The following is a 17,979-nucleotide window of genomic DNA, read 5'->3' as shown; positions in this document are numbered from 1 at the left end:
CGGTACCGGGGACGCCCCATGATCGACGCGAGCGTGGCCATGCTGGATCGTTCAGCTGAACAGGAGGCTCTCGCCAAGGCCGAGAGCGATATTGCCGATGGGGAAAGGCGAGTGACCGACCAGATCGTCCTGATCGAAACCTTGCGTCGGGACGGCCACGACGTGAGCGAAGCAGAGAAACTGCTCCAAACATTTCGTGCGACCCTGGTGGCGTGGTACGGCCACCGGGACGAGATTCTGCTCGAGCTGGCGCGGCAGGGAGCGTTGCCTTCGAGCCATGTTCAGCCAAACGCCACGATGAAGGAATGAGAGGCGGCCATATCGTGCCCGAAAGGGACCTGCCCCTCGCGCCGAACTGGGCCATGTCGCTCTGCAAAGACGGTCTGGAGGTGCTATGATGAGCCTTGCCATGCACAAACAGGCCAGTCTCAATCCTTTGCTCTGGAAGCTGGACAGCATTGCGGATCTGTCCGATGAGGAGAAGCGGGCCATCCTGGACCTGCCGATGAATGTCAGGATTTTCGAAGCGGACAGCGACATCGTCCGTGATGGTGACCGGACGTCGGAATGCTGCCTAGTCCTGAGCGGGTTCATCTGCCGGTACAAGATCCTTTCGGACGGCAAGCGTCAGATCATGGGCTTCTATATTCCGGGCGACATCCCCGATCTGCAGAGTCTCCACTTGAAGGTGATGGACAACAGCATCGGGGCCCTCACCACGAGCAGCATCGCCTTGATCCCGCACGAGAGCCTTCGTGCCCTTCTGGAGCGGCATCCCGGCCTCGGGGCCGTATTGTGGCGTGACACGCTCATCGACGCGGCGATGTTTCGCGCATGGATGATCGGAATCGGGCGCCGTTCGGCTTATCAGCGCATCGCCCACCTCTTGTGCGAACTGCAGATGCGCCTCAGGGCGGTCGGACTTGCCGGCGAGCACGGCTACGACCTGCCAGTCACCCAGAATGAGCTCGGCGATGCCTTGGGACTGTCCACGGTCCATGTCAATCGGGTGCTTCAGGATCTGAGGAGCGAGGGTCTGATCGTCCTGCGCGGAGGCACGCTTCACATTCCCGACTGGGAGGACCTTCAAGCCGCCGGCGACTTCGACTCCGCCTATCTTCATCTCAAAGGATGACCTGGCCGTCCGGGTCACTGGCGTGGCCCGCTGGGTCCGCCTCTTCCGATGCGCCGGTCAAGAGAGGGAGCCTCGGACGTGAAAAGCGGGTCCAGGTTGGGATCGAATCCGGTGGTGACGTGGGAGGATGGTGAGAGCGGGTGATGACACCCTCCACACGTCATGGCCGGCCTTGTGCCGGCCATCCCGATCCGTTGAAGCGCCGCGCCTCTCGGATCGGGATCACCGGGACAAGCCCGGTAATGACGTGGAGGTGGGACGGGAGGGTGGTGTGAGCGGGTGATGACGGGGGAGGGTCACGCACGTGGCCCGCTTTCGTCCGCGTGATGCGCAGGCGGAAGGCCGGCCGGTCATCACCCGCCTCGTGCCGGCCATCCCGATCGTCCGATGCTCTAGACGACGGTAAAGTCGATCCTGAGCGTCGTATCCTGGTCGATCGTCGCTGTCTGTACCGCATCGACATCGATGCCGATCGCGCCATCGGCATAGCCGACATCGATGTCGGCGTCCTGGTCCACGTCGACGGCCTGTTTCACACCGATCGCGACCTTGATCGCGAACTTCTCCTCGAGTTCGTCGTCGATATCCACGTCCACGTCGACGTCCTGCCTGATATCGAGATGATTGTTGACGACGAACTGGCTCTTGCCGTGCCAGCCGTCCATCATCAGGTCGAGCTCCGTATCCTGGACGATATCGACCTCGTTCTTGAGATACAGGTCCACATAGAGAACGCCCTTGACCTCGTAGATGTCGAGGTCGATCTCGGTGTTCTGGTCGATCGTCATCGATTGGTCGAGGCGCAGGAAAACACGGTTGTTGTCGTCGACATCGAGCCGAACGTCGGCGTCCTGGGTCATGTCCGCGTCGTTGTCCATGAAGACGCGGATCTTGCTTTCACCCATCCAGCCATTGAGCAGGACGTCCGCGTCCTGATCCACGAAGGCGGTCTGGACAATGTGGATGTCGTCGCTGTCGGGAACGGCGATCGGGATGCCGGCCGGAACCGACGGATCCGATGGGAGACCGGCTCCCGGGAGCGTTGCAGGTGCTGCTGCGGCCTCCGACAACGGCGCATGCACGCCCCCGCCTTCCAGGGCATGCCCTGGATCCTTCTGCCCCTCGTCGGTTGCGGCCTCGCCCGGCATGCGATGGGAGGCGCCGCTCGGGACGCTCCCCGCGGCATGAGGAGCTGCTGCGGGAGAGCCGAAGGACGACCCTAAGACTGAAGATTGGCCCGACCCGGTGCCGTTGTCGTCGATATGCATGCCGTCCCGGATGTGCCCGCCGATGGCATCCGTCGAACCCTTCGGTCCCGAGGACGAGACCGCGTGAGAGGCCGGATCGTGTGCCGCCGGAGCCGGGTCCGTTCCAAAGGGCGACGTGGCGGGCTGATGGGCGGGATCGGCGCGGGCCGGCGCCGGATCGCTGGTCGGATTGGACGAATGGGGAGCCGACGGCCCAGGATCCGAGACCGGACGGACCGGGCTGCCCTCGTCCTCGGCCACCTGAACGATTCCGTCCTGCTTGTCAGCCAGGAGCGGGAGCAGGTTTCGGGTTCCCTTGTCGGGAGGCAGCATCAGAATCGACCTCGCGCGGCCACTCAGGAAGACACAGTGTAGAGCCCCGGTATCCCGCTGCGCCAGTCACCCATTCAGGCGCCTTGGCCCGCCTGCCTGGACGATCGGACATCGCTCGGCCGGTGCTCGGACGCAGAGCGGGCCGGCTCGGCCTCATTCGAACGGACGACACCAAATCGGATTACGGGCCTCAGCTCAAGCCATTGAGCTGACGGTGCCGGATGACCGCCTCCGTCCTGTTGGTGGCGTGCAGCTTTCGCATGATACGCTGGATGTGCACTTTGATGGTGTTCTCAGAGATGTTGAGCGAATGGGCAATCCATTTGTTGGACCATCCCTTCTGAAGAGCCTCCAGGACGTCCAGCTCCCGCGCCGTGAAGATGACCCCCGACCCGTTCGCCTCCGTCTTGATCACGTCTCCGGGTTGCTCCACGATCTCGAAATAGTTTCGTTCACCGGCATGCGGCAGGACAAGTCGTGTAGGCACCTCCGGATGGAGTCCGTGCCCATCCTTGGTTTCGGCGGCGACAGGCAAGTCTCCGTTCGCGAAGCGAGGGAAGTAAGTTCCTCCGACCATCACGAGCTGCAGGGCCGCGACCGCGACCTTGAAAGAAGTGGTCATCGGGATGATGCCGCGTACACCCATGGCAATCGCGTCCCGGACATCCTTCGTCCTCATGTACATGGAGAGGATGACGATCGGCACGTCCGGACGGTTCTGGAGGATGTCTCTGGTTTCATCGTTCAGCTGGCTTCCCGAGAGTGAATGCTGCTGAGACCTCAGCAGCACCAAGCCGACTGCCAACTCGCCAGCATGAGAAAATTCTTTGACCGAGGAAAATCCTACGACGGGGGTGCGTGGGAACGCACTGCCGATCGCGTGGACGAGACATTCCTGCGAGAACGGCTCATCATCGATGATGACGAGAGCCTCCTGCCTCATACCATTCGGGTCACCATCGGGCGCTGCATACGAAAAATGCATCACAACCCTCCTTCATGTGAGGCGAATCTCATTGAATGCGTTCCCAAGAATTTTTGCGTTCCCTAAGGCGACTGATATTACGCAACGATGGGGCGCTAAGGCCAAGCAGGCACTATTCACAGGGCTATCCTGCCATTGATCGTCCAAACGGCGGAACTCGGCACCTGACGCTCAAGACGCAAACGGCGCGCACTGGCTGTTCTACAATAATCACGCGCCTATTTTAACCGTTTTTCATGCCAGTTTCTAGTAATCGAACTGCCAGGCTCGGCTTCAATTTGATGATGCCTTGAAGCGTCAGCCGAGACTATTGCTCGCACTCTCTCAGGCCGGACAACCCCAAGGCCGCCGTGAATAGGTCAATTGTCACAGGCGCCTCCCCGGCATGATGAGAAAGGAAGCTTTCCCATCATCCAACTGGTTCGGCATTCACACGGATCAATTGACCGGCATGGGACCGGAGACAAATTAGCAGTACGTCCGACGGTCCGCCTCAATGGAGTGCTGAAAGCGATGTTTTGCGCAGGTGAATCATCGTCTTAGCCGATCCGAGACGCAGATGTCCCTTAAGGGGTACCTCATGAAATGACCTACCGGTTCGGCTGATCCGGCAGGTGCTCCACTGCATGTGAAAGAAGGCGCGTCACCCGAATGGGCGACCGGGTCCTTCTCCTCACCCATTCTGCGGCATGCAAATCGGCAACTTTCTCTCATGCCGCGCATGCAGGACTCTCTGCCAAACCGCCTTGCAACTCCACGAGGCGGCGGCAACCACGTGAGGAGCGCGAGAATGGCAGACCTATCAGACCTGCTCAGCGGATTCGGGTTCGATTTCGATCTCGACGTCGAGTTGAACAACACCCTCGATCAACTGCAGAGGCAGCACACCGACACGGATACCAGTCAGACCTCGGACATCGAGCAAGACAACGACAACGACGGCGCGGTCGATTACACCCCGGTGCAGCTGGCCTACAATGATGCCAGCGCCAACAACACGGCTGACACGGATGTCAGCACGGACAACGACTCTGACGTCGACTCGACCGTAAGCTCCGGCGGTGATTCGACCGCCACCACCGATAACGACGCCTATGGCGGCACCGCGACGGCGGGCGATCCAACCGGCGGGGCGGCCACGGGTGGAGACACTTACGGCGGACCGACCTACAGCGGCGATTCTGCGTCCGGCGATACATACGGGAGCACTGCGGGCGCGGCCGGCGGTGCAGGCGGCGCCGCGACAGGTGGCGACGGCACGAGCGGACCGATCTATTCCGGCGACGCATCCACCGGCTATGCCGAGGGTGGCGACTCGTACAGCGGCGATGCATCGGGCGGCAACGGCCCCGGCGGCGACGGGTACTCCGGCGACGTGACGACGGGCGCCTCCGCGGCGACCGGTGGCGCTGGTGGCGCCGGGGGAGATGGAACAGGCGGCTACGGCGAGGGCGGTGACGGCACAGGCGGAGCCGGTGGCGCTGGATCTGGCGGCTACGGTGGTGCTGGAACCGGCGGCTACGGTGAAGGCGGCTATGGTGAAGGTGGCTATGGTGGCGATGGCGGCTCCGGCACCAGCGCCAGCGGCGACGGCACCTCGGGCACAGGCACCGGCGGTGCGGGCTATGGTGGCGACGGCACCAGCGGCGACTCCGCCGGCGGTGACGGCACCAGCGGTGGAGCAACCACCGGCGCCGCCACGGGTGGCGACGGTACGGGTGGCGCTGCCACGGGCGGCGCCGGCGGTGCCGGCACAGCGACGAACGGCGACACGACCGGTGGCGACTCCGCTTCCGGTGCGGCCACGGGCGGTGACACGGCCGGCGGCAACACAGTCGGCGGCTATGCGGCCGGCGGCAATGCGAGCGCCGATGGCGGCACGGCCGGCGGAAATGCCGGGGCGCACTCCGACAACGACGTCATGTCCGACATCGACTCCACCGCCAGCGGCAATGCCGGGGCCAGCGTGGAGCAGGGCGGTGGCGGAACCGCGGCCTCCGATCAGGATATCGGCGACTTCGACTTCGGCCAGAACAACGACTCCGACGCCACCTCCACCCAGGACCAGGCGGTGACGGTCGATCTCGACCAGACGATGGATGCCACGCAGGATGCCAGCCTGGCCTTCACGTTCGACTTCGGCGACTTCGACTTCGGCTTCACCGTCTGAAGTGCCGGCCACGGCCATCCGGGACCGCAGCGAACCTGCGGTCCCGGATTGGCGCTCGTACCCTGCTCCCGCCGTACAAGCGCTCGCCCAATTCCTATGACGTGCCCGGAGATCGCGTATGGCCCTGAACTGGATGAAGGCCCGCCATCAGACAGAGGTGGAGCACGCCTTCCGGCTTTGCCGTTACTCGCTGGCCCTCGTTGCGGGCTTGAGCTTCTTCGTCAATCTGCTCGCCCTGACCATGCCGCTCTACCTGCTGCAGGTCTACGACCACGTCTTGTCGAGCCAGAGCCTCGACACGCTCTTCATGCTTACCCTCATCGTCATCTTCGCGCTGGCGCTCCATGCGGTCATCGAGGCCCTGCGCCGCGAGATGCTCGCCCGCATCGGTGGCTGGCTCGAGGAGCGCCTGCAGGCTCCCGTGCTCACCGCGGCCGTGCAGGCCGCGCTGCGAGCCGATCCGGCAGGAGCCGCACAGGCCTGGCGCGATCTCGGCACCCTGCGCCAGTTCTTCGGTGGATCGGCGTGCACGGCGCTGTTCGACCTCCCGTGGACGCCGATCTTTCTGCTCGCCATGACCCTCGTGCACCCGCTGCTGGGCGCCATCGGGATCGTGGCTTCCCTCATCCTGTTCGGCTTCGCATGGCTCAACGAGACCGTAACCCGGGCTCCCTTCGCGCGGGCCTCCGCGGCCTCATCCGAAAGCCAGCACCGCTTCGAGTCGCTGATGCGCAATGTGGAGGCGATCACCGCCATGGGCATGCTGCCCGGCGTGGCGCGGATCCTGTCCGATGAACAGGCGCATGCCAAGGCCGCCCAACTCTCGGCGGGATCGCGGGCCTCGGCCATCCAGGCACTGGCCCGCTTCGTGCGCTTCCTCGCGCAGGTGCTGGTGATGGCGGCAGCCTCGTTCCTGGTGATCCGGCACGATGTCAGCCCGGCGGCGATCTTCGCCGCCTCGATCCTGCTCGGCCGCTCCCTCGGCCCTGTCGAGGGAGCGATCGGCACCTGGAAGGCCGTCACCAACGTGCGGCTCGCCTACGACCGTATCCGGCGCATCATGCAGGCCGCGCCGCCGCCCGTGAAGGGTATGGAGCTGCCCCCGCCCAGCGGCCTCCTGGAAGTCGAGCAGCTCACCTATGTGCCGCCTGGATCGACCGAGCCTGTCGTGCGCCGCCTCTCGATGATGGTCTGTGCCGGCAAGGTGCTCGGTGTCGTCGGGCCCTCAGGGGCCGGGAAATCGACCCTCGGTCGCCTGATCGCCGGCACCGTGCCGCCGACCACCGGGCATGTGCGCCTCGACGGGGCCGACGTCGGGGTGTGGATGGCCTCCGGGGGACATCGCTACTTCGGCTATCTGCCCCAGGACGTCGAGCTCTTCGCCGGGACCGTTGCGGAGAACATCTCCCGCCTGTCCGAGGCGAGTTCCACGGATGTGATTGCGGCTGCGCGGTTGGTGGATCTTCACGACACCGTCATGCGGCTGCCCAAGGGATACGACACCCATATCGGCGAGGGCGGAGCGCGGCTCTCCGGCGGTCAGCGCCAGAAGCTGGGGCTTGCGCGTGCGTTTTTCGGCGACCCCCGTCTGATCGTTCTCGACGAGCCGAATGCCAGCCTCGACCCGGAAGGCGAGGAGGCGCTCCGTCGGGCCATCGACGAGATGAAGTCTCGCGGTGCAACGATCATCGTCATCGCCCAGCGCCTCGGCATTCTGTCGGTCGCCGACAACGTGCTCGTGCTCGACAACGGCTTGGTCAACGCCTACGGCGAGCGCCGCGAGATCGCCGAGAAAATCGCCCAGGGGCGGACGGCCATCAGGGTCGCCCAGCAGGCGAGGGCGAAGCCTGAAGCGCGCATGCCGAAGGTTAACGAAGGGCCGATGATCGCCGCACCGGGTCAGCAGGCCGGCAAGGGAGCCGCGTGATGGCCAGAACATCTCCCGTCATCGACCTCTCGGATGTCCTGCCCCCGCCGCCCCCCACTCCGTTCCACCGGATCCGGTGGCTGACGGCCGTCGCCTTCGGGCTCGTGGTCGTGTTCATCGGCGGCTTCGGCATCTGGTCGGTCACGGCGCCGCTCGAAAGCGCCGCCATCGCGGTCGGTTCGGTCGAGGCCGAAACGAGCCGCAAGACGGTGCAGCACCTGGAAGGCGGCATCGTCGCCAGGATCCTGGTGAAGGACGGTGATGCCGTGACGACCGGCCAGCCGCTGATCCAGCTCGACGATACGCGGGCCAGATCCAGCGCGGAGGCCCTCCAGGGACAGCTGCGCGAGGCGCAGGCCCGGGAGGCGCGGCTGCTCGCCGAGCGTGACGGGACCGACACGATTCAGTTCCCGCTGCCCCTGCGCCAGGCGGCGGAGACGGACGCGGCGCTCGCCGAGATGCTCGCCGGACAGCAGCGAATCTTCAACAGCCGTCGCCAGCTCTATCAGTCGCAGCTCGCTGTGCTGATCCAGCGGCAGCAGCAGATCTCGCGCCAGATGCTGGGCCTGCGATATCAGGTGAGCGCGGCGGCCAAACGTGCGGAGATCATCAAGAAGGAAATGGAATCCATTGCGCCCCTGGTCGCCAGAGGGATCATCGCGCAGCCGCGCAAGCTGGCCCTCGAGCGCGAGCAGGCCGAGATCGACGGGCGCCAGGGCCAGGCGCAGGAGGAAATGGCACGTGCCGAACAGGGCGTGGGCGAAGCCAACGCTCAGATCCTCAAGCTGCGCAGCGATCGGGAGGCCGAGATCGCTCAGAGCCTGCGCGAGGTGCAGGCGCTCCTCTACCAGCTGTCCGAACGGGCCGAGGCCGCTCGGGACGTCCTCGCCCGCACCCAGGTGCGCGCCCCCGAGGATGGGGTCGTCACCGATCTCCGGATCCGGACGCCCGGCGGCGTCGTAGGGGAGGGGCAGCCATTGCTCGACCTCGTGCCGAAGCATGATCGCCTCATCATCACCGCCCAGGTGAGACCCGACGACATCGACGTCGTCCATCCCGGATTGCCGGCGCAGGTGCGGCTCATGCCCTACAAGCACCGCCGCGTTCCTCCTGTGGAAGGAACGCTCACCTATGTGTCGGCCGACCGCATGACCGACAAAACCACGCAGCGCTCGTTCTACACGGCGCGCATCCGTCTCGACGAGCATTCGCTCTCATCCTTGCCCGGTGTCGAGGTCATGGCCGGCATGCCCGTCGAGGTTCTGATCAAGACCGGCAAGTTCACCGCGGCCGGCTACATGCTGCGCCCCGTGATGGACAGCTTCAATCGCGCGTTCCGCGAGGATTGAGGCCAGCTGCCGGGTTCATTCAGCGGCCGAGTGTCCCTTGTTCCCGGATCCCGTCTGAGCGTCCCGCTCCATCTCGACCGCATTGTGGTGGTCATCGGTCGCGCCCGTGACCTTTGTCGCACCCTCTGCCTTGGGCTGAGGCTCGAGCACGACCCTCTGCTGGTCGCCGTCCCAGCGCGCGGTCACCCGGTCGCCTTCATGGACCTCGTCCGCCAGCATCGCCCGGGCCAGCTGGGTCTCCAGCTCGGAGCGGATGAGGCGCCGCAGCTCGCGCGCGCCGAACTCCGGCCGGAAGCCGGCGGCCGCCAGGTGGTCGACAAGGCTGGCGTCGATCTCAAGATCGACGCCTTGGCCATGGGCGGTCCGCCTGACGCGCTCCAGCTGAAGCTCGACGATGGAGCGGATCTCGCCCCGCGCCAGGGCATGGAACACGATGATCTCGTCGATGCGGTTGATGAACTCCGGTCGGAAGTGGCCGCGCAGCACGTCCATCAGCTCGCGCTTCAGACGGGCCTGATCGTCCTCGGCCGTGCCGCGCAGGTTGAGGTGGCGCTGGATGATGTCGGAGCCCAGGTTCGACGTGGCGATCAGGATCGTGTTGGTGAAGTCCACGACCCGTCCCTTGCCGTCGGTCAGCCGGCCATCGTCGAACACCTGCAGCAGCACGTTGTAGACGTCCGGATGCGCCTTCTCGATTTCGTCGAGAAGAACCACCGAATAGGGCCGGCGCCGCACGCGCTCGGTCAGCTGCCCGCCCTCCTCGTAGCCGACATAGCCGGGCGGCGCGCCGATGAGCCTGGCGACCGCGTGGCGCTCCATGTATTCCGACATGTCGAGCCGGATCATCGCGTCCTCCTCGCCGAAGACGGTCTCGGCGAGAGCCTTGGCCAGTTCGGTCTTGCCGACGCCGGTGGGGCCGAGGAACAGGAAGGTCGCGATGGGGCGGCGCCCCTCCCGCAGGCCGGCCCGCGCCAGGCGCACGGCATCGCTGACCGCCCTGACCGCCTCCTCCTGGCCGATCACGCGCTGGTGCAGGCGCTCTTCCATCTTCACGAGGCGCTGACGCTCCTCGGTCGTCAGCTCGTTGACCGGAACACCCGTGAGCTTGGACACCACCTGGGCGATATCCTCGGTGCGCACCTCCGTCGAGGCCGAGCCGCGTTCCCGCCGCCAGCGTTCGGTCGCGTCCTGGAGCTCCTTGCTGCGGGCATCGTGCCGGGCCTGGATGTCCGAGGCGCGGTCGAAGTGCTTGCGGGAGGAGGCGTAATCCTGCTCGCGCTTGAGCTGGCGCACCTCGGCTTCCATTTCCTGCACGTCCACGGGCTTGGCGGTGGCCGAGATCTTCACCCGGGCGGCCGCCTGGTCGACGAGGTCGATGGCCTTGTCCGGCAGGAAGCGCCCGGTGATATAGCGGTCGGAGAGTTCGGCGGCCGCGATCACGGCCTCGTCCGTGATGGTGACCTTGTGGTGCGCCTCGAGGGTGTCGCGCAGGCCGCGCAGGATCATGATGGTCTGGGCCACACTCGGCTCGGGCACGAAGACCGGCTGGAAGCGACGCTCCAGGGCGGCGTCCTTCTCGATGTGCTTCTGGTATTCGTTGAGTGTGGTGGCGCCGATCAGGTTGAGCTCGCCGCGCGCGAGCGCCGGCTTGAACACGTTGGCGATGTCGAGACCGCCTTCGCCGCCGCCTTGGCCGGCCCCCACGATGGTGTGGATCTCGTCGATGAACAGAACAAGCTCGTCCTCGCGCTCGGTGACCTCCTTGAGGATCTGCTGGACGCGCTCCTCGAACTCGCCCCGGTATTTCGAGCCGGCCACCATCGAGTTGATCGACAGCTCCACGAGGCGCTTGTCGCGCAGGCTCTCGGGCACCTCGCCGGCAACGATGCGCTGAGCAAGCCCCTCGACGATGGCCGTCTTGCCGACGCCCGGCTCGCCGATGAGGACCGGGTTGTTCTTCTTGCGCCGGGCCAGCACCTCGATGGTGGTCTCGATCTCCCTGGCGCGGCCGATCACCGGATCGAGCTTGCCGTCGCGGGCGAGCTTGGTGAGATCGCGGGAGTACTTGTCGAGGTTGGGCGTGTTGGTGGGGGTGTCGACCCGCCCTTCCTCGGCGCCGCGCCCGACCACCTTGGTGACCTGCTGGCGGATGGCCTGCGGGGTGAGGCCGTAGCGGTTCAGAACATCGGGCCCGATGCCTTCTCCCTCCTCGGCCAAGCCGATGAGCAGGTGCTCCGGCCCGACATAGGAATGGCCGAACTCACTGGAAGCCGAGAAGGCCCGGGAGAGGGCGCTCTTGACCCGGGGCGAAACCCCGATCTCGCCGCCTTCCTCCGGGTTGAAATCGCCCCGCGGGCTTTCCGCGACGATCTGGTTGCGCAGGTCATCGAGGGAGACCTTGAACTGGTCGAGGATGGTGCGCACGACATCGCTCTCGGTGAGGGCGAGGAGCAGATGCTCGGTGTCGACTTCCCGCCGGCCGAAATCGCCGGCCCGTCGTGCGGCCGCCTGCAGGATCTCCTCGGCATGCTCGCTCAGACGCTCGGCGACGCCGGCGGCAGACCCCCGTCCGCGGGCGCGACCCCGCCCGGACCGGACCGGAATGGGCGTGCCGCCGTCCCCCGTGTCGGAGGGCTCATCGGCAGGCCTTCCTGCGCTGCCGCGCGGGCTCTCGCCGAAAACGTCGCCACCGAAGAAGTCGTCGAACAGGCTGCCGCGCCCGCCGAAGAGGGACTCCAGCGGCGAACTCGGCCGCTGCTGCCGCGCCAGCCGCCGGTAATCGACGTCACAGAGCTCCATGGTCTGGCGCTGGCCGTTGCTGACCACCTGCGCTCGAACGGTCGCAGGCCGGACACCACAGATGTCACAGATTCCGTCCGCCATGGCTTCCTCCACGTTGGCTGTTCTGCCTGATTAGGTGTCGTGGCCCGGCAGATGTCCGGCCCAGCGCGACTTCGGCTTAGTCGTTCCTCATCGGCTGCTGCTGTGGCCGGTACGCAGACCTGTCGATCCCAGAGGGAGAATACGATTTCGCGAGGCGTTTGCTCTGGAGCGGCCGTTCTTGTTCAGACCATCACGAGATCCGGATCAGCAGCGGGCAGCCCGACGAAAAATGGAGGGCTGCCATGACCAAGCTTGGGCTTGAAGACGACTCACCGAAGAGCAAGTCATGATAATCCGAATGGGCGCGCCCAGCAAAAGAGGTGTCGGATCGGTCACAAAGGCACCGTGGCCTGACAGACCTTTCCGGCTGCGGACGCGTTTCAATGCCACTGAACGCCACACAAGCCTGAAACATCCGCCATCGACGAGGCAACCCATGTCGCACGCGAAACTCTTCACACCCTTCCGGGTCGGGGATCTGGAACTCGCCAACCGCATCGTCATCGCTCCCATGTGCCAGTACTCGGCCGAGGATGGCTGCATGAACGATTGGCACATGATCCACCTGGGTCAGCTTGCTCTCTCCGGCGCGGCGCTGCTCACCATCGAGGCGACGGCAGTCACGCCGGAAGGCCGGATCACCTACGGGGATGTTGGCCTCTATTCGGACGCGTGCGAGGCCGCCATGGGCCGCGTTCTGGATGGGATCCGGCGCTGGTCCGACATGCCGGTCGCGATCCAGCTCGGCCATGCCGGGCGAAAGGCCTCGACGGAAGTGCCCTGGAAGGGGGGGCGGCAGATCGCCCCCGATCATGCCCATGGCTGGCAGACGGAGGCGCCCTCCGCAATCCCGCAGGAGAGCGGCGAGGCTTCTCCGGCGGCTCTGGACCGGGATGGTCTTGCGCGGGTGCGGAACGCCTTCGCCGAGGCGGCCGTCCGGGCTGCGAGGCTCGGCCTTGACGCCGTTCAGCTTCATGCGGCTCACGGCTATCTGCTCCACCAGTTTCTGTCGCCGCTGTCCAACCAGCGGGACGACAGCTATGGCGGATCGCTCGAAAACCGGATGCGCTTTCCGCTCGAGGTGTTCGATGCGGTTCGGGCCGTGTTCCCGGCAGGGCGCCCGGTGACGGTGCGGGTATCGGGCACGGACTGGGCGCCAGGCGGCTGGACCATCGATGAGACGGTGGAATTCGCAAAGGCCCTCGAGTCGCGCGGCTGCAGTGCGATCCATGTCTCGAGCGGAGGTCTGACGCCGGCACAAAAGATCCCCGTAGGACCGGGCTATCAGGTGCCGCTGGCCCGCGCCGTGAAACCGGTCGGCATGCCGGTCATCGCGGTCGGTCTCATCACGGATTTCGTGCAGGCGGAATCCATCCTCGTCGCCGGGGACGCCGATCTGATCGCCCTTGCCCGCGCGATCCTCTACGATCCTCGCTGGCCCTGGCACGCGGCTGCGCATTTCGGCGCTGCGGTCCGGGCCCCGAGCCAGTACCTGCGCTCGCAGCCGCGGCAATATTCGGATCTCTTCAAGATGCGCGCGGACGATTGAGGGCGGCCCAGGCGCAACGGAGCCGGATGCTGCGGGTCCTCCGTGAACCTATCGCCAGTCCGTTGCGCCTGAACGCGCCTGATCCCGACCGGATCGGGCGTGCATCTCGGCAGTTTCGGGTCGGGCCTGAGCCTTCTCATCCCGGGCCATCCTCTGCATGGCCGGACCGTCGGTGATCAGGCGCGCCCCGCGCTGATAGGTCAGGTAGTTCCACAACCAGCTGAACGCCACGACGGCACGGTTACGCAGGCCGATCAGGAAGTAGACGTGCGCGAAGCCCCAGAACAGCCAGCCGATGAAGCCCGTGAGATGAACCGACCTGAGCTTCACCACGGCGGCCTTGCGCCCGATCGTGGCAAGGTCGCCTTGATGGTGGTACCGGAACGGTCCCGGCAAGGGTCTGCTCCCGACCCGCGCGGCGATCACCTCGGCCACATAGCGACCCATCTGCTTGGCTGCCGGCGCGATCCCCGGCACCGGCTTGCCGGCCGCATCGGTCACCGCGGCGGTGTCGCCGATGACGAAGATCTCCGGCCTCTCCGGAACCGTCAGATCCGGCTCGACCCTGACCCGTCCGGCGCGATCCTGGTCCACCCCGAGCCATGCGCCGGCCGGAGAAGCAACGACGCCGGCGGCCCATATGACCGTTCCGGCCTCGATCCGTGCCTCCTCCAGGTCGACCCCGGCCTCATCGCAGTTCGTGACCCGCGCGAGCGTCCTGACCTCCACGCCCATCCGCTCCAGGGCTCGATGGGCATAGGTTGAAAGATCCTCCGGAAAGGCCGGCAGCAGGCGAGGCCCCGCCTCGATCAGGATCACCCGGGCGGCATGCGGGTCGATCCGCCGGAATTCGGCCGGAAGGGCATGATGAGCCACCTCCGCGATGGCGCCGGCCATCTCGACGCCGGTGGGGCCGCCGCCCACGACCACGAATGTCAGAAGGCGGCGCTGTTCGTCAGGGTCGTTCGTCAGCTCGGCGTGTTCGAAGGCGAGAAGGATCTTCCGGCGGATGGACGTCGCATCCTCGATCTGCTTCAGCCCTGGAGCGGCAGAGGCCCATTCCGGGTGTCCGAAATAGGAATGGGTCGCGCCCGTCGCGAGGATGAGAAAGTCGTAAGGGACGTCCACCGGGCCCGCGCGGACGTTGCGCGCGTCTCCATCGATGCCGGTGACATTCGCCAGGAGGACCGTCGTGTTCTTCTGCCGCCTGAGGATACCGCGGATCGGCCAGGCGATGTCGGCCGGCGACAGGGCCGCCGTGGCGACTTGGTAGAGAAGAGGTTGGAAGTAGTGGTAGTTGTGACGGTCGATGATCGTCACGTCGACTGGCGCCCGCGCCAGGGTTTGAGCGGCCGTCAGCCCTCCGAAGCCCGCCCCGACGATCACGACCCTTGGTCTTTCAGCGGTCATTCCGCCTCTCGCTGCTGTTGGGTGGAACGAGCATGCCCCTCGTCGGGCGGCCCCAGCCATTCCCAATGGTCGGAGATCCGCGATGTTCCGCCCTTATGGCAATTTTATTGCATCTCCTCCCGGATATCCAGACCTCCCCAGGCTTCAGGGACTTGCCCTAGGAAGCGCCAGGGTCGCCCGGAAGGGCCGGGCTCCTCCCAGGGTCGACTGGCGACCGCGGTTCCTTGTTCCCTAAATCTTGAGCGGCTCACCCGATCTTCGGGGTATAGCGGTAGCTCTGGGTCGGGCGGTCCAGCACCCGCCGCCCCAACAGGCTTGCCACGAGATCGACCATGAGCAGGGCCGTCCGGCCGCGCTCGTCGAGGAACGGGTTGAGTTCGACGAGGTCGAGGCTCCCCACGAGGCCGCTGTCGTGAAGGATCTCCATGATGAGGTGCGCCTCGCGGAAGGTCGCGCCGCCGGGAACCGTGGTGCCGACGCCGGGCGCGATCGCCGGATCGAGAAAATCCACGTCGAGGCTCACATGGAGTGTCCCATTGGCCGCGGCGACGCGTTTCAGGAAGGCGTCGAGGAGCGACACGACGCCGTTCTCGTCGATGGACCGCATGTCGTGAACCGTTACGCCCGCGGTCTGCAGGGCTGAGCGCTCCGCCGGATCGACGCTGCGGATGCCCATCATGCAGACGTTCTGCGGCTTGATGGGCGTGGCGAGGGCAGGAAAGTAGCCCTCGAATCCGCTTCGCCCGGTTGCATAGGCCATGGGCACCCCGTGCAGGTTGCCGCTCGTGGTCGTGGCAAGCGTGTGAAAATCCGGATGCGAGTCGAGCCACAGGACGAAGAATTCCCGGCCCTGCTCCGCGGCCCGGCGCGCAAGCCCCGTCATGGAGCCGGCCGAGAGGCTGTGGTCGCCGCCGGCGAAGATCGGAATCCCGTCGCCGGCCGCCCGGTAGGCCGCCTCGGCGATGGCCTCGGTCCAGGCGACGGTTTCCGGAAGCGCCTTGATGGCCAGATTCGGATGCTGCAGATCGCGCAGCGGCGCGGGCGCGATATTGCCCCGGTCTTCCACGATATAGCCGAGATTCTGCAGCTCGGTGATCAGTCCGGCGGTCCGGAAGGCGCTCGGCCCCATATCGCAGCCGAGTCGGCCGGCGCCCTCCTGAACCGGTACGCCCAGAACGATACACGGCTTCGATGTCATTCCGTTCTCCCTTCGGGTTCAGCGGGGTCCACCCACGGCGCCCCTGACTTGAGCAGGAAAGTTTGACAAAAGGATAATGCGGGCGGGCCGGATGCATACCCTCGAGCGGCCGGGTGTGGCGGCGCCTTCGCGCCTAAGCGGGCTTCTGCGAAGCGTGAGGGGCGGCAGGCGCTTGGCCGTCGGGTGCCGCCGCGGCTGGAATCGGCGCGAAGATCGGGATCGGCTCCCTGCGCCCGGCGAGAGGCTCGAGTCCGATCTCCCGCCAGGCCGTGCGGTCGGGTGAGCCTTCGACGGCCGCCCCGGAGGCCAGGATCATCTCGCCATAGCGCTTCGTCGCCTGCTCGAGACGGGAGGCGACGTTCACCGCATCGCCCAGGACGGTGAACTCCATCCGTTCCTCGTCGCCCACGATCCCGCAGAAGACCTCGCCGACATGGATCCCGATCCCGATCCGCACGGTCTGGGGCAGCTCGCGGGTCGCGTTCCAGGCAGCGACGATGCGGACGAGATCGTGCGCGAAGGCGAGGGCGCGCGCGGCGTCGTCGCCGCTCTCGTCCGGCACGCCGAACAGGATCAGCGCCCCGTCCCCGATAAACTTGTCGACGAAGCCGCGATGGTTGCGGACGGCTCCCAGGATCCGGGTCCTGAAAGCCGTGAAGAACTGCGACAGCCGCTCCGGATCCATGCCTTCGGCCAGACCGGTGGAGTCGCGGATATCGACGAAGACGATCACGGCTTTCTGGCGGCGCCCGCGGCGCAGGTCGACGTCGCCGGCCGCCACCCGAGGGGCGATCTCGGCCGGGAGGAAGCGCGAGAGGCTCGCCCGCCCGATGGCGTCCCTGACGGCGGAGGACAGGAGGCGCCGCGAGCGGATGATGCCGAAGGCCGTGGCGGCTCCGGCGAGGAGGAGCAGCTCGAGCCGCATCACGTTGACCGGCATCGAGAACAGGCGGTGCCACGCGGGCGCCGCCATGGCGTCGGGATCGAGCACGAGACGATGGTCCAGCGCGACGGCGATCCCGACCAGTCCGATCGCCAGGAGAGCGATGGCACAGAGCTGAACCTTCACGTCGTAGCGGAGGGCTCCGACGGCCAGGACGAGCGGCGCCGCCCAGGTGATCGGCGCGGACGGCAGGGCATTGCCGGGCAATCCGCGCTCGCCGACGGCAAGGAACGCGATGACCAGGACGAGCCCCACATCCAGCGCCATGAACAGGTAGGAGAAGCCGTGGCGCCAGCGCTGCGGCACCGCGAGCACGATGCTGACGGCGCCGACAATCAGGAAGCCGAACGAGGCGATCCAGGCATTCCGCTCGAACATGTCGAGGGAGATCCCCGTCAACCGGAGCAGAATCCGGTCGGCGAGGATCACGGTCACGAAGATGCACAGGCCGATGGCCACGCGCAGCCATCCGATCAGCCGCTCCGCGGCAACCTCGTGACGCCTCATCAGGGCCGCGACGAGGTCTCCCTCGAGGGGGCGATCCGGCAGGTTGATGAAAGGCTCTGTTTCCCGGGATGGATCCTTCGCGCGCAGATCTGGCCGCATGATGGCCTCCCGGCTCCCCGGCTCCATGGCTCAGGCGATGAGCCCGATTAGAGCACGAACCGCCCCTGCGCGGCCAGAGGGGGCACGTGAATGTCCCCCCTTCCATTCTCGTCAGCCTATCGGGGCGAACCGCTAGCGCATCGGACGGAAAAGTGGACCCGGTTTTCCGCCTTATCCGATGCGCCGGTCAAGAGAGGGAGCCTCGGACCCAAAAGTGGTGTCCACTTTTGGGTCCGAGTCTCTA

12 protein-coding genes are annotated in these 17,979 nt (G+C 66.1%); 6 read left to right on the top strand and 6 right to left on the bottom strand.

The genetic code is table 11. The features are described from left to right. The first annotated feature begins 18 nt into the window (after positions 1 to 18). Both OCW50_RS13605 and OCW50_RS13600 read left to right on the top strand, forming a co-directional pair. A complete protein-coding gene (locus tag OCW50_RS13605; RefSeq protein ID WP_262297916.1) occupies positions 19 to 309 on the top strand; it encodes a hypothetical protein in 291 nt (96 codons plus the stop codon). 88 nt (positions 310 to 397) lie between these two features. Next, positions 398 to 1,135, top strand: a complete 738-nt coding sequence (locus OCW50_RS13600) for a Crp/Fnr family transcriptional regulator (RefSeq protein ID WP_262297915.1) — start codon at positions 398 to 400, stop codon at positions 1,133 to 1,135. 392 nt (positions 1,136 to 1,527) lie between these two features. Here OCW50_RS13600 and OCW50_RS13595 read toward each other — a convergent pair whose 3' ends face one another. Together OCW50_RS13595 and OCW50_RS13590 are read right to left on the bottom strand one after the other, a co-directional pair. Then, positions 1,528 to 2,715 (bottom strand): hypothetical protein, encoded by a 1,188-nt coding sequence (locus OCW50_RS13595; RefSeq protein ID WP_262297914.1) that lies wholly within the window; start codon positions 2,713 to 2,715, stop codon positions 1,528 to 1,530. Positions 2,716 to 2,905: 190 nt separating this feature from the next. Beyond that, on the bottom strand, positions 2,906 to 3,700 hold the full coding sequence (locus OCW50_RS13590) for a response regulator transcription factor (RefSeq protein ID WP_262273539.1): 795 nt from the start codon (positions 3,698 to 3,700) through the stop codon (positions 2,906 to 2,908). A gap of 790 nt (positions 3,701 to 4,490) precedes the next feature. Between OCW50_RS13590 and OCW50_RS13585 the strand changes: the two genes are divergently transcribed. From OCW50_RS13585 to OCW50_RS13575, 3 genes are all read left to right on the top strand, one after another. Beyond that, complete coding sequence (locus OCW50_RS13585; protein WP_262297913.1) at positions 4,491 to 5,870, top strand: MSCRAMM family adhesin SdrC; 1,380 nt, start codon at positions 4,491 to 4,493, stop codon at positions 5,868 to 5,870. Positions 5,871 to 5,988: 118 nt separating this feature from the next. Further along, the gene (locus OCW50_RS13580; RefSeq protein WP_262273541.1) at positions 5,989 to 7,797 is read left to right on the top strand and encodes a type I secretion system permease/ATPase; all 1,809 of its coding nucleotides are present in this window, start codon (positions 5,989 to 5,991) and stop codon (positions 7,795 to 7,797) included. Beyond that, positions 7,797 to 9,146 carry an HlyD family type I secretion periplasmic adaptor subunit gene (locus OCW50_RS13575; protein WP_262297912.1) on the top strand — a complete coding sequence of 450 codons (1,350 nt, stop codon included), beginning with the start codon at positions 7,797 to 7,799 and terminating at the stop codon, positions 9,144 to 9,146. The genes OCW50_RS13580 and OCW50_RS13575 overlap by 1 nt, the downstream gene beginning before the upstream one ends. Positions 9,147 to 9,161: 15 nt before the next feature. Here the strand turns inward: OCW50_RS13575 and OCW50_RS13570 are convergent, their stop codons facing one another. Further along, a complete protein-coding gene (locus OCW50_RS13570; protein WP_262297911.1) occupies positions 9,162 to 12,029 on the bottom strand; it encodes an ATP-dependent Clp protease ATP-binding subunit in 2,868 nt (955 codons plus the stop codon). Between the two features lie 436 nt (positions 12,030 to 12,465). On the opposite strand from OCW50_RS13570, the gene OCW50_RS13565 reads away from it, so the two are divergent. Further along, positions 12,466 to 13,578, top strand: coding sequence for an NADH:flavin oxidoreductase/NADH oxidase (locus tag OCW50_RS13565; protein WP_262297910.1), 1,113 nt, complete (start codon positions 12,466 to 12,468; stop codon positions 13,576 to 13,578). Between the two features lie 48 nt (positions 13,579 to 13,626). Here the strand turns inward: OCW50_RS13565 and OCW50_RS13560 are convergent, their stop codons facing one another. The 3 genes from OCW50_RS13560 to OCW50_RS13550 all read right to left on the bottom strand — a co-directional run bounded on the left by OCW50_RS13560 (position 13,627) and on the right by OCW50_RS13550 (position 17,735). Continuing rightward, complete coding sequence (locus OCW50_RS13560; protein WP_262297909.1) at positions 13,627 to 14,988, bottom strand: NAD(P)/FAD-dependent oxidoreductase; 1,362 nt, start codon at positions 14,986 to 14,988, stop codon at positions 13,627 to 13,629. Between the two features lie 247 nt (positions 14,989 to 15,235). After that, the gene (gene rocF / locus OCW50_RS13555) at positions 15,236 to 16,186 is read right to left on the bottom strand and encodes an arginase (RefSeq protein ID WP_262297908.1); all 951 of its coding nucleotides are present in this window, start codon (positions 16,184 to 16,186) and stop codon (positions 15,236 to 15,238) included. A gap of 133 nt (positions 16,187 to 16,319) precedes the next feature. Next, positions 16,320 to 17,735, bottom strand: a complete 1,416-nt coding sequence (locus tag OCW50_RS13550; RefSeq protein ID WP_262297907.1) for an adenylate/guanylate cyclase domain-containing protein — start codon at positions 17,733 to 17,735, stop codon at positions 16,320 to 16,322. Positions 17,736 to 17,979: the final 244 nt, after the last annotated feature.

Source organism: Microvirga sesbaniae (genome assembly GCF_025460805.1).
Classification (GTDB): domain Bacteria; phylum Pseudomonadota; class Alphaproteobacteria; order Rhizobiales; family Beijerinckiaceae; genus Microvirga; species Microvirga sesbaniae.
This window is presented reverse-complemented; position numbering and strand designations above follow the sequence as displayed.

What these genes read in the sequence shown, in the direction of transcription:
- OCW50_RS13605 (WP_262297916.1), top strand. Translation starts at nt 19, where the DNA reads ATGATCGACGCGAGCGTGGCCATGCTGGATCGTTCAGCTGAACAGGAG.
- OCW50_RS13600 (WP_262297915.1), top strand. Translation starts at nt 398, where the DNA reads ATGAGCCTTGCCATGCACAAACAGGCCAGTCTCAATCCTTTGCTCTGG.
- OCW50_RS13595 (WP_262297914.1), bottom strand. Translation starts at nt 2,715, where the DNA reads ATGCTGCCTCCCGACAAGGGAACCCGAAACCTGCTCCCGCTCCTGGCT.
- OCW50_RS13590 (WP_262273539.1), bottom strand. Translation starts at nt 3,700, where the DNA reads ATGCATTTTTCGTATGCAGCGCCCGATGGTGACCCGAATGGTATGAGG.
- OCW50_RS13585 (WP_262297913.1), top strand. Translation starts at nt 4,491, where the DNA reads ATGGCAGACCTATCAGACCTGCTCAGCGGATTCGGGTTCGATTTCGAT.
- OCW50_RS13580 (WP_262273541.1), top strand. Translation starts at nt 5,989, where the DNA reads ATGGCCCTGAACTGGATGAAGGCCCGCCATCAGACAGAGGTGGAGCAC.
- OCW50_RS13575 (WP_262297912.1), top strand. Translation starts at nt 7,797, where the DNA reads ATGGCCAGAACATCTCCCGTCATCGACCTCTCGGATGTCCTGCCCCCG.
- OCW50_RS13570 (WP_262297911.1), bottom strand. Translation starts at nt 12,029, where the DNA reads ATGGCGGACGGAATCTGTGACATCTGTGGTGTCCGGCCTGCGACCGTT.
- OCW50_RS13565 (WP_262297910.1), top strand. Translation starts at nt 12,466, where the DNA reads ATGTCGCACGCGAAACTCTTCACACCCTTCCGGGTCGGGGATCTGGAA.
- OCW50_RS13560 (WP_262297909.1), bottom strand. Translation starts at nt 14,988, where the DNA reads ATGACCGCTGAAAGACCAAGGGTCGTGATCGTCGGGGCGGGCTTCGGA.
- rocF (WP_262297908.1), bottom strand. Translation starts at nt 16,186, where the DNA reads ATGACATCGAAGCCGTGTATCGTTCTGGGCGTACCGGTTCAGGAGGGC.
- OCW50_RS13550 (WP_262297907.1), bottom strand. Translation starts at nt 17,735, where the DNA reads ATGCGGCCAGATCTGCGCGCGAAGGATCCATCCCGGGAAACAGAGCCT.